Below are 11,658 nucleotides of genomic sequence, written 5' to 3'. Positions count from 1 at the left end.
TCAGCCCCTCTTCCAGTCGTCGCCCCGCTGCTGCGGGGGTGGTGCCGGGGTCCCCGGGGGCGGGGTGCCCAGGAGCCCGGCGTCCGGGGTGCCGGAGTGCGCGTGGTACTCCACCGACTCCGCGGTGAGCTGCATGAACGCTTCCTCCAGAGAGGCCTGTTGGGGACTGAGCTCGTGCAGCACGATCTGGTGCCGGGCGGCCAGCTCCCCGATGTCCTCCGCCTTGGAGCCGTCCACCTCCAGCGTGCCGTTGCCCGCCTCGACGACGGTGGTCCCGGCACTGTGCAGCACGTCGAGGAAGCGCTCGCGCTGGGGGGTGCGGATCCGGACGTAGGACCGCGAGTTCTGCCGGATGAAGTCCGCCATGGAGGTGTCGGCGAGCAGCCGGCCCTGGCCGATGACGACGAGGTGGTCGGCGGTCAGCGCCATCTCGCTCATCAGGTGCGAGGAGACGAAGACCGTGCGGCCCTGGGACGCCAGGGACTTCATGAGATTGCGGATCCAGTGGATGCCCTCGGGGTCGAGCCCGTTGACCGGTTCGTCGAACATCAGGATCCGCGGATCGCCGAGCAGCGCCCCCGCGATGCCGAGCCGCTGGCCCATGCCGAGCGAGAACCCCTTGGCCTTCTTCTTCGCGACCGCCGTCAGCCCGACCGTGTCCAGGACCTCGTGCACCCGCGCCTTGGAGATGCCGTTGCTCTGCGCGAGGCAGAGCAGGTGGTTGAAGGCGCTGCGTCCGCCGTGCATGGCCTTGGCGTCGAGCAGGGCGCCGATGTACTTCAGCGGGTCCTTGAGGCCGTCGTAGTGCTGACCGTCGATCCGCACGTCGCCCGCGGTGGGCCGGTCGAGGCCGAGCATCATCCGCATGGTCGTGGACTTGCCGGCGCCGTTGGGGCCGAGGAAGCCCGTCACGATCCCCGGTCTGACGGCGAACGTGAGGTTGTTGACCGCCACCTTGTCGCCGTACCGCTTGGTCAGCCCCTCGAGCTCGATCATGCGGCCACGCTAAGACGGCCGTTGCGCCGGTGCCACTTGGGCGCGGGTGTTTTTGCCGCCTGTTCACCGTGTCCGGACCGACGCGTCATCATGCGTACGACCGCCGCGCTCTCACGCGTACGACCGTCCCGTCATCGTGCGTACGGCGACACCTGCTTCCCCGGGAACGGCGCCGGCCCGCGCCCTCCGGGAACGGCGACGGCCCGCCTCCCCGGGAAGGGGTGCGGGCCGTCGTCGATACGCGCGACTGGCGAGGTGTCAGGAACTACCGGGACTGCTGAGCCGGTACCCCGCGCGAGATCGGCTCGTCCTCGGCCGGCGTGGTGGCGGCCGCCACCGCGGCGCCCGTGAGCGTCGCGAGCATCTCGCGGACGTTCGTGAGCTGGGCGTTGATCGAGTCGCGACGGTTCGTCAGAGCCGCCAGCTCGCGCTCGGACTCCGAGCGGATGCGGTCGGCCTTGGCGTTCGCGTCCGCCACGATGTCCTCGGACTGGCGCTGAGCCGTCTCCACCGTCTGGCGGGCGCGGCGCTCGGCGTCCGTGCGCAGCTTCTCCGCCTCCAGGCGGAGCTGCTCCGCGCGGTGCTCGATCTCCGCGAGACGCTTCTCCGCCTTGGCCTGGCGGGAAGCCAGGTCACGCTCGGACTGCTCACGCCGCTTGGCGAGGTTCGTCTCGAAGTCGGCGGCGGCCTGCGCGGCCTTGGCGCGGGTCTCCTCGAAGAGGGCGTCCGCCTCCTCGCGCTTGGACTGCGCGTCCTTCGTCGCCTCCTGTCGCAACTGCGAGGCGTCGCCCTTGGCCTTCTCAAGGATCCGGACGCCCTCGTCCTCCGCCTTGGCCTTGCGGTCCGCAGCGAACGATTCTGCGTCGTTGCGCACCTGCTGGGCCGCCGACTCGGCGAGCTCGCGGTGCTGCTCGGACGCGCGACGGGCCTCCTCGCGCAGGTCCTTGGCCTCCTCCTCGGCGAGGCGGAGGATCTTCTCGACGCGCGCGCCGAGCCCGGCGTACGACGGCTCAGCGTCGCTTACCTGGGCCTGGGCGTTCTGCGTCTCGAGGTGGAGTTCCTCAATGCGCTTTTCGAGAGCAGTGATACGGGCCAGAGCGCTGTCACGGTCGGAGACGAGCTTCGAAATGCGTTCGTCCACCTGAGCGCGGTCGTACCCACGCCGCACAAGCTCGAAGCCGTAGGGGGAAGTGTCGCTCATGGGGTTCCTGTCGAATGAGACCGGTGAGGTGATAGGTGGAATCCTAGGGGTCAAAGCGGTGTGTCATCGAGCGGATACGTGTTTGATCTGGAGAATGACACTCCTTTTGGGTGGCTACCTGTCGGAGTGCTTGCCAGAGCCTGTGTCAAAGGTCCCCACAAAGCACGGAATCGGTGCTTATGGCTAGCCCTCGGACGCCTTGCCACCCGAACGGGTCGCCCCCGCGGCGGCGCCGGCCTTGACTCCGGCGTCCTTGCCGCCCGACGGGGCCTCAAAGGACTCCAACGCTTCCAGCACGTCCTGGACACGGGAGATCTCCGCATTGATGTCCTCACGCCGCCGGACCAGGACATCCAGCTCGCGCTTGCCGTCCTCGACCGTGCGACGTGCCTCCTGCTCGGCGTCCGCCTTGATCTTCTCCGCCTCGGCGACCAGCGAGTTCTTCTTCTGCTCGGCCTCCTTGAGGAGCCCCTCCGCCTTGCGTACGGCGGCGATCCGCACCTTGCTCGCCTCGGAGTTGGCCTCGGACACCAGGTCCTTGGCCTTCGCCTCGGCCTTGGCCAGCGACTCCTCGGCGGCCTTGATGAGCGCGTCGCACCGGTCGCCCGCCGCCCGCATCGTCTCGGCGGACTCGCGGCGGGCCCGCGCGTGCAGCGCCTCGATCTCGGAGGTGATCCGGTCGCGCAGCTCCTCCGCCCGTTCCCTTATCGCGGTCGCGTCCCGGCGCGCGCCGACCAGCAGCTCGTCGGCGTCGGTACGGGCCCGCTCCACCCGGGAGTTGCCCTCCACCGTCGCCTCGGAGACCAGCCGCTCCGCTTCGTTGCGCGCGGCACCGACCATGCTGTCGGCCTGCGCCTCGGCGTCCGCCGTGGTCTTCTGCGCGGCCTGCTGGGACTCCGAGAGCAGCTTGTCGGCCTCCGACGCCGTCTCCGTGATGAGGGTGTCGACCTGCTCGGCCGCCTCGGAGCGCCGCTTGTTGGCCTCCTTGCGCGCCTCGTCCGTCGTCCGCTCGGCCTCCTCGCGCGCGGCCGACGTGACCCGCTCCGCCTCCGCCTCCGCCTCGGCCTTGATCCGCTGCGCCTCGGTGCGGATCCGCTCGGCGTGCTGCTGCGCGGACCCGACCGTCGCCGCGGCCTCGGCACGCAGCCGCTCCGCGTCCCCGGTCGCGTCCGAGATGAGCTGCTCGGCCTTGGTCACGGACTCCGTCCGCACCCGCTCGGCCTCCGCGTTCGTCTCCAGCGTGAGCCGCTCGGCCTCGGAGCGCGACTCGTTGATGAGGGTGTCCGCCTGCGTCGCGGCGTCCGAACGGATCCGGTTCGCGTCCTCGCGGGCCTCGCCGCGCGTACGTGAGGCGTCCTGCTCGGCGTTGGCGATGGTGTCGGACGCCTCGGTGCGGACGCGCTGGGCGTACTCGGACGCCTCCGAACGCAGCCGCTCGGACTCCGAGATCGCCTCCGAAACCGTGCGCTCGGCAAGCGACTTGGCGGCCTCCGACTCCTCGGACGCCTCCCGCCGGATCCGGCCCGCGTCCTCGCTGGCCCGCTCCCGCTCCGCGTAGGCGTCGGCGCGGACCCGGTCGGCCTCCGCCTGCGCCTCGGTCTTGGTGCGGTCCGCCGCGTGCTCGGCCGCGGACCTGAGACCGGCGATCTCCTCCTGGGCCTGCTCGTGCAGCCCGGCCACCGAGTCGCGCACCTGCTGCGCGGTCTGCTCGGCGTTCGAGACCATCTCGGTCGCGCGCCGGTCGGCCTCCTCGACCAGGCGTACGGCCTCGGCCTGGGCCTCCTCGACCCGCTTGCGCGCGGAGGCGAGCAGTTCCTCGCTCTGCTCGCGGGCCCGCTCCCGCTCCTGGTCGGCTTCCTGGCGCGCCGAACCGAGCAGTTCCTCGGCCTCGCGGCGGCGCCGGAGCGCCTCCTCCTGCGCGGCGGCCAGCGCCTCGGCACCCTCGGCCGCCAGCCGCTCGGCCGCGGCCTGTGCCTCCGCCCGTACCCGGTCCGCGCTGTCCTGCGCCTCCGACTTCAGCCGCTCGGCCTCCGCCGCGGCCTCCGAACGCAGCCGTACGGCGATGTTCTCGCCCTCGGCCCGTGACGTGGACGCGTCCGCCGCGGCCTCGTCACGCAGCCGCTCCGCCTCCGCCTCGGCCTGTGCCCGGAGCGTACGGATCCGCTCGGCGGCCTCCGAACGCAGCCGGTCCGTCTCCTCCGCGGCCTCGCGGCGCAGCCGCTCGGCCTCCTCGCGGGCCTCGCCCAGCGCCTGCTCCGCCGTGGCGAGCCGCTGCTCGGCCTCGGTGTGCAGCCGGGTCAGCCCCTCGGCCGCCTCCTCGCGGCGGGCCGCTATGGCACGTTCGGTCTCCTCGCGCAGCGCCTCCGCGGCCCGCTCGGCGTCCGCCCTGACGCCCTCGACCTGCTCCTCGGCCTCGGCGCGGTGCCGCTCCGCCTCCGTGCGGGTGCGCTCAAGGGTCTCCTCGGCCTGCCGGCGCAGCGTCGTGGCGCGCTCGATGGCCTCGGTGCGGACCCGCTCGCTGTCGGTCGTGGCCAGGGAGCGCAGCTCGTCGGCGTCGACCTTGGCCTTGGCGAGCAGTTCCTCGGCGGTCTTGGCCGCTTCCTCGATCTGCTGGACGGCCTCGCGCCGGGCCTCGCTGCGGATGCGCTCGCCCTCGGCGTTCGCCTCGCCACGCAGCTGCTCGGCCTCGCCGCGCAGCCGGCGCGCCTCCTCCTGGAGCTCGACCGTCTTGGCGCGGTACTCCTTGGTGTCGTCCTTCGCCGTGCCCTTGAGCTGCTCGGCGATGTCGTGCGCCTCGGCGCGCAGCCGGTCCGCCTCGGCCTCGGCCTTGCTGCGGATCCGCTCGGCCTCCTCGGCGGCGGCCTTGGTGGTCGTCTTGGCTTCCTCGGACGCCCTGTTCAGCACGTCCTCGGCGGTACGGGCCGCCTTGGCGAGCTGGGACGCGGTCTCCTCGGCGGTGAGACTCCGGGCGTTCTCCTCGGCCTCCGAGACGATCTTCTCGGCCTTGGCCTTGGCCTCCGCGACGACCTGTTCGGCGTCCGCCTTGGTGGTCTCGGCCTCCTGGTTGGCCTCGCTGACCAGCCGGGCGACCTGCTCCTTGGCCGTACGCATGCGCTGTTCGTTCGCCGACTCGGCGCCGGCCAGCGTCTTGGCCGCGGTCTCCTTCGCCTCGGCGAGGGTCTTCTCCGCCTCGGCCCGCGCCTCGCGCAGGGCAGCCTCGGCCTCCGCCGCGCGCTGCTCGGCGGTCCGGCTCAGCTCGGTGGCCTGGCGGCGGGCGGAGTCCGACTCGGTCGCCGTGGAGCTGCGCAGCCGCTCGGCGTGGTCGGTGGCCTCCTGGGCCTGGGTGGACGCCGCGTTCAGCAGCCGCTCGGCGTCCGTGCGGGCCCGGCGCAGCAGCGCCTCGGCCTCGGCGCGGGCCGCCTCGGCGTCCGCGTTCAGCCGCTGGCGTGCCTCGGTGGCGACCCGCTCGGCCTCCGCACGGGCGGCGGCCAGCGCCTGCTCGGCCTCGGTACGCGACTCCTCAAGGAGCCGGCGGGCCTGCTGCTCGGTGCGGGCGCGCAACTGCTCGGCCCACGCCACGTTCTCGTTGACGTGCGACTCGACGGTCTGGCGGCGCTCGCTCAGCTCCTGGTCGAGCTGCTGGCGACGGGTGACCGCCTCCTGATGGAGCTCCGCCTGGAGGCGGGCGGCCTGCTCGGCGTGCTCCTGGAGGATGCGCTGAGTCTGCGCGCGGGCCTGGCTCATCTCGCGCTCGGCGTCGGCGCGCAGCTGGTCGGCCTGGATCTGCGCATTACGAAGGAGCTGCTCGGCCTGGTAGCCGAGGTCACCGCCGTCGTAGGCAGGCCGGGTCGCCAGACTGCGGCGCGCCTCGTGCAGCTTGGCGCGCAGCACCTCGACTTGATAGCCGAGGTCCTCGGCGTGCTGGACGGCCTTCTCCCGCTCGGTCTTCAGCCGCTCCATCTCGGCCTCGAACCGAGAGAGGTGGTCGACGTCAGCCGCCGGCTCTCGCTCCTGGCGTTCGTAGCCCCGCACTGCGCGGTCCCATCCGTCCCCTGGTCGCAAGTCTCTCCAAACGAACCCCGTCCATCCGCCGGACGGGGCCCCCGGGGAATGGTGTCAGATCACCGGCGGAGCGCGGGCCGCTGCCCCGACGCTCGTCCCGCCCGTCCCCCGAAAACCTGGACCCCGGCCCTCGAATCCCGTTCACAAGGACCCGGGCCGCCCCGAAGAGGCGGCGGCCGTCACCAACCCTACCGGCCCATATGTACGAGGGTCAGTGCTCAGGTGACTCAACTGGCGCCGAAGTGACCAGTTCTGTCAGGACACCATGGCAATCCTTTGGGTGCAGGAACGTGATCCGGGAGCCCATCGAGCCGCGCCGGGGCTCGTCGTACAACACTCGTACCCCTTTGTCCCTGATGTCCGCCGCGTCGGTGTCGACGTCCGCCGTGCCGAAGGCGATGTGATGGACCCCCTCACCGTTCTTGGCCAGCCACTTCCCGACGGCGGAATCCTCGCGGGTGGGTTCGAGCAGCTGGAGATAGGAGGCGCCGCCGTCGGACGTCTCGTTGATCTTGAGCATGGCCTCCCGGACGCCCTGCTCCTCGTTGACCTCGGAGTGGAAGACCTCGAAGCCGTACGTGGCCCGGTAGAACTCGACGGTCCGGTCGAGGTCGAAACAGGCGATCCCGATGTGGTCGATTCGCGTCAGCATGGAGTCAGTGCAGCGCTCCTGAGGTGGTTACGCAACGTGCGCGCGATCACACTCCGGGCCGGATGACGGGTGGCCTACCGCTCAGTACATTCAGGTAAACCCTCGTTCACTCCTCAGCTGTGCAGCTGAAAGGGGATCGCACCTCATGTCTGGAACGAACAGCAGTACCTCGGTGATCGTCGCGGGCGCCAGGACGCCCATGGGACGGTTGCTGGGCTCGCTGAAGTCCTTCTCCGGGGCCGACCTCGGCGGCTTCGCGATCAAGGCCGCCCTCGACCGTGCGGGTATCGGTGGCGACCAGGTGCAGTACGTGATCATGGGCCAGGTGCTCCAGGCCGGGGCAGGGCAGATCCCGGCACGCCAGGCCGCGGTCAAGGCGGGCATCCCGATGAGCGTCCCGGCGCTCACCATCAACAAGGTGTGCCTCTCGGGCCTCGACGCCATCGCGCTCGCCGATCAGCTCATCCGTGCAGGTGAGTTCGAGATCGTCGTCGCGGGCGGCCAGGAGTCCATGACGAACGCCCCCCACCTCCTCCCGAAGTCCCGCGAGGGCCACAAGTACGGCGCGATCGAGATGCTCGACGCCATGGCGTACGACGGCCTGACCGACGCCTTCGAGAACATCGCCATGGGCGAGTCGACGGAGAAGCACAACACCCGGCTCGGCATCGCCCGTCCCGAGCAGGACGAGATCGCCGCCCTCTCGCACCAGCGCGCGGCGGCCGCCCAGAAGGACGGCATCTTCGAGGCGGAGATCACGCCGGTGGAGATCCCGCAGCGCAAGGGCGAGCCCGTCGTCTTCAGCCAGGACGAGGGCATCCGCGCCGAGACGACCGCCCAGTCGCTGGGCAAGCTGCGTCCCGCCTTCACCAAGGAGGGCACGATCACGGCCGGCTCGGCGTCCCAGATCTCGGACGGGGCCGCCGCCGTCGTCGTCATGAGCAAGGCGAAGGCGCAGGAGCTGGGCCTTGAGTGGATCGCCGAGATCGGCGCCCACGGGAACGTCGCCGGGCCGGACAACTCGCTCCAGTCGCAGCCGTCCAACGCCATCCGGCACGCCCTCACCAAGGAGGGCCTGGAGGTCTCCGACCTCGACCTCATCGAGATCAACGAGGCCTTCGCCGCGGTCGCCGTGCAGTCAATGAAGGACCTCGGCGTGTCCACCGACAAGGTGAACGTCAACGGCGGGGCCATCGCGCTGGGTCACCCGATCGGGATGTCCGGCGCCCGGCTCGTACTCCACCTGGCCCTGGAGCTGAAGCGGCGGGGCGGCGGTGTCGGCGCCGCCGCGCTGTGCGGTGGCGGCGGGCAGGGTGACGCGCTGATCGTGCGGGTACCCAAGGGCTGACACCTTCCGGCCTTCTCGTACGACCCGAACGGAGCTGTGATGCAGGACGTCCCCACGCTGGTGGCCCAGGCCAGGGAAGGCCGGCCGCGGGCCGTGGCCCGGCTGATCTCCCTGGTGGAGGGGGCGTCCGAGCAGCTCCGTGAGGTCATGGCCGCGCTGGCACCGCTCGCCGGCAACGCGTACGTCGTTGGCCTCACCGGGTCGCCCGGCGTGGGCAAGTCGACGTCCACGTCGGCGCTCGTGACGGCCTACCGGCGGCAGGGCAGGCGGGTCGGCGTCCTCGCCGTCGACCCGTCCTCGCCGTTCTCCGGAGGCGCCCTGCTCGGCGACCGCGTGCGGATGTCCGAGCACGCCTCCGACCCCGGCGTCTACATCCGCTCCATGGCGACCCGGGGCCACCTCGGCGGACTCGCCTGGGCGGCACCCCAGGCGATCCGCGTCCTGGACGCGGCGGGCATCGACGTGATCCTGGTCGAGACGGTCGGCGTCGGGCAGTCCGAGGTCGAGATCGCCTCGCAGGCCGACACGTCCGTGGTGCTCCTCGCCCCCGGCATGGGGGACGGGATCCAGGCGGCGAAGGCGGGCATCCTGGAGATCGGCGACGTGTACGTCGTCAACAAGGCCGACCGGGACGGCGCCGACGCGACCGCCCGCGAGCTGAACCACATGCTCGGGCTCGGGGAGTCCCGTGGGCCCGGGGACTGGCGGCCGCCGATCGTCAAGACCGTCGCCGCGCGCGGGGAGGGCATCGACGAGGTCGTCGAGGCGCTGGAGAAGCACCGGGCGTGGATGGAGGAGCACGGGGTGCTCGCCGAGCGGCGGCGCGCCCGCGCGTCCCGCGAGGTCGAGACCATCGCCGTCACCACCCTGCGCCGGCGCATCGGCGACCTCCACGGCGACCGCCGCCTCAGCGCCCTCGCCGACCGCATCGTCGCCGGCGAACTCGACCCCTACCGCGCGGCGGACTCCCTGGTGGAGGGGCTTACGGAGGCGTAGGACAGGCCTTTCTCGCCCCCTCCGCCCCTTCCCGTCCCGTTCCTGGGGGCTGCCGCCCCCAGACCCCCGCTTCGCGCTGGCGCGCTCGTCCTCAATCGCCGGACGGGCTAGGAAATAGCCCCTCCGGCGTTTGAGGAGCGGGGGTTCGGGGGCGGAGCCCCCGAGTACGGGACGGGAAGGGGCGGAGGGGGCGAAGAACGCCTTCTGGTCAACCGTCAGCACCCGCTGGTAAGTTGGGCCGCATGTTCCTCCTCATGGCATAGGGCGGGCCAAGACCCGCGACAGCGTCGCGGCACCCCGCGCCCCCTACCGCCCTCTCACCGAGGAACATCCTCATGCCCGCGAAAACCTCGCGGCGGCCCTCCTACGCCGCCGTCCTCCGCATCCCCCATGCCCGCCGCACCTTCACCGCCGCCCTCGTCGGCAGACTGTCGTACGGCATGGTCTCCCTGGCCATCCTGCTGACCGTGACCCGGGCGACCGGGTCGTACGCCGTGGCCGGCACGGTCCTCGCGCTGTTCGGCGCCATGAGCGTGTTCCTGTCGCCCGCGAGGGCGGCCCTGATCGACCGGCACGGCCCCCGCCGTGCCCTGATCCCCATGGCGTCGCTGTACGCGGCGCTCCTCGCCGGCTTCGCCGCGGCCGCCTGGCGCCCGGGAGCACCGGCGGTGGTACTCGGCGCGCTGGCCGTGGCCGCGGGAGCCTGTACGCCCCCACTGGGCCCGACGATGCGCGCCGTCTGGGGCGAGGTCGTCGAGGACCGGCTGCTGTTGCAGCGGGCGTACAGCCTGGACGGCGTGGCGGAGGAGATCCTCTTCGTCTCCGGGCCGCTGCTGGTGGGCGGCGTGCTGAAGTTCGCGTCCCCGGCCGCCGCGGTCGCGCTCAGCGCGGCGCTGGTGTGGACGGGCACCCTCGCGTTCGTCCTGTCGCCGGTCGTGGCGGGCGTACGGCCCGCCGAGGTGAAGCCCCGGCGCTCCCGGGGCAGGCTGCGCGGCGGACGCGCCCTCGCGCAGCCGGTCGCCGTCGCGGCGGGCGTCGGACTGGCGCTCGGCGCCGTGGACCTGCTGGTGATCGCCTTCGCCGAACAGCGCCATCACGGCGACGACGTGGTGGCCTGGGTACTCGCCGCCCTGTCCGCGGGCAGCGCGCTCGGCGGTCTGCTGAACGGCGCCGTCGACTGGCGTACGTCCGCCCGGCGACGGCTGCCGCTGATGGCGGGCGGCGTGGGACTCGCCCTGCTGGCCGCCGCACTGGCGCCCGGCCTCGGCACCCTGACGGTCGCCGTGGCCTGCGCCGGCTTCTTCGTGGCGCCGGCGCTGACCACGTCCTACCTGATCGCGGACGAGTCGGCGCTCCCCGGTTTCCGCACCCAGGCGGGCGCCTGGGTCAACACCGCCGTGAACGCCGGGAGTTCGGCCGGCGCCGCGGGGGTGGGCCTGCTGGTGGGCCAACTGTCCCTGGGCTGGTGCTTCGCGGGCGCGGGCGCCGCGGCACTCCTCGTGGCGCTGGTCTCCGCGGGCGGCGTGGGCCGCCCGGACACCGTGCCGGAGACCCCTGCCCGAGCGGAGGTCCCCGACCGGGTCTGACGGCCCGCGGCGCGGTGGTCCCTCACTCGTCGTCCGACGAGCGGTCCGCGGTGACCTGGGCGGTACGGACGTCGACCAGCCAGTCCTGGTCCGTGCCGCCGGCCGTCCGGGTCTCCGCCTCCCAGGCGGGGGAGCCGTCGTCGTCCAGTTCGACGGAGGTGACCGTGCCTCGCGCCGCGGCGGCCTTCGCGGCCTCGACGGCGGAGACGAAGCCGTCCTTGAGGGCGGCCCGCACCCGGGCGGCGTCGTCGGCGTCGTCGGCGTCGTCGTCCTCGCGCTCCGTGCCGGAGGACAGGACCTTGCCCGTGCCCGCGTCCACCCGCACGCTGTGCCAGACGCCGGTGCCACCGAGGATGTCGGCGTCCCAGGTCAGGGTGTCGCCGCGGCCGTCATCGCCGTCATCGCCGTCATCGCTGTCATCGTCTTCCAGTTCGGCCGAGGTGGCGGTGCCCGGTGTGTGCCGCAGGGCGGCGGCGAGCGCGTCGGCGGCCGTCACCTTCGCGGACTCCGCCGCGCGGTCGTCGTCCCGGCCGTCCGCACGCACGTCGTCGTCCTCGCCGTCCTCGTGCGTGTCGTCACCGTCGCGTACGTCCTCGGTCTCGCTGCCGGAGGCCGCGCCCACCGCCGGGTGCCGTGACGGCGCCCCGCCGTCGTCCGCGACCGCGAGGGCCGTCGCGGTACCGCCGCCGACCAGTGCGGCGGCCGTGACGGTGGCGATGACGAGATTGCGCTTCATGGGGTTTCCTCCCGGGTCGGATCCGTACGGCGCGATGCGGCGCCGTTCGACGCGGTCCAATCTGGACGAGGGACACTGAAG

At 72.4% G+C, this 11,658-nt stretch carries 8 protein-coding genes; 3 read left to right on the top strand and 5 right to left on the bottom strand.

Annotated elements, in window-relative coordinates:
• The 4 genes from ACIP79_RS08610 to mce form a co-directional block, all read right to left on the bottom strand.
• The gene (locus tag ACIP79_RS08610) at positions 1 to 996 is read right to left on the bottom strand and encodes an ABC transporter ATP-binding protein (RefSeq protein ID WP_401221107.1); all 996 of its coding nucleotides are present in this window, start codon (positions 994 to 996) and stop codon (positions 1 to 3) included.
• 265 nt (positions 997 to 1,261) lie between these two features.
• Positions 1,262 to 2,197, bottom strand: a complete 936-nt coding sequence (locus ACIP79_RS08605) for a cellulose-binding protein (RefSeq protein WP_401221104.1) — start codon at positions 2,195 to 2,197, stop codon at positions 1,262 to 1,264.
• A gap of 183 nt (positions 2,198 to 2,380) precedes the next feature.
• Complete coding sequence (scy, locus tag ACIP79_RS08600) at positions 2,381 to 6,229, bottom strand: polarized growth protein Scy (protein ID WP_401221101.1); 3,849 nt, start codon at positions 6,227 to 6,229, stop codon at positions 2,381 to 2,383.
• A gap of 241 nt (positions 6,230 to 6,470) precedes the next feature.
• Entirely contained in the window at positions 6,471 to 6,911 is a 441-nt protein-coding gene (gene mce, locus ACIP79_RS08595) for a methylmalonyl-CoA epimerase (RefSeq protein ID WP_383681179.1), read from the bottom strand.
• A 145-nt stretch (positions 6,912 to 7,056) separates the two neighbouring features.
• Here mce and ACIP79_RS08590 point away from each other — a divergent pair, with 145 nt between their 5' ends.
• The 3 genes from ACIP79_RS08590 (at position 7,057) to ACIP79_RS08580 (ending at position 10,841) form a co-directional block, all read left to right on the top strand.
• On the top strand, positions 7,057 to 8,259 hold the full coding sequence (locus ACIP79_RS08590) for an acetyl-CoA C-acetyltransferase (protein WP_401221097.1): 1,203 nt from the start codon (positions 7,057 to 7,059) through the stop codon (positions 8,257 to 8,259).
• Between the two features lie 39 nt (positions 8,260 to 8,298).
• Positions 8,299 to 9,255, top strand: a complete 957-nt coding sequence (gene meaB, locus ACIP79_RS08585; RefSeq protein WP_401221094.1) for a methylmalonyl Co-A mutase-associated GTPase MeaB — start codon at positions 8,299 to 8,301, stop codon at positions 9,253 to 9,255.
• Between the two features lie 335 nt (positions 9,256 to 9,590).
• On the top strand, positions 9,591 to 10,841 hold the full coding sequence (locus tag ACIP79_RS08580; protein ID WP_401221091.1) for an MFS transporter: 1,251 nt from the start codon (positions 9,591 to 9,593) through the stop codon (positions 10,839 to 10,841).
• Between the two features lie 22 nt (positions 10,842 to 10,863).
• Here ACIP79_RS08580 and ACIP79_RS08575 read toward each other — a convergent pair whose 3' ends face one another.
• Positions 10,864 to 11,577, bottom strand: a complete 714-nt coding sequence (locus ACIP79_RS08575; protein WP_401221089.1) for a PepSY domain-containing protein — start codon at positions 11,575 to 11,577, stop codon at positions 10,864 to 10,866.
• Positions 11,578 to 11,658 lie beyond the last annotated feature (81 nt).

The organism is Streptomyces sp. NPDC088747 (genome assembly GCF_044751025.1).
GTDB lineage: Bacteria > Actinomycetota > Actinomycetes > Streptomycetales > Streptomycetaceae > Streptomyces.
The sequence above is the reverse complement of the archived record's forward strand: the minus strand, read 5'-3'. Positions and strand labels throughout refer to the sequence as shown.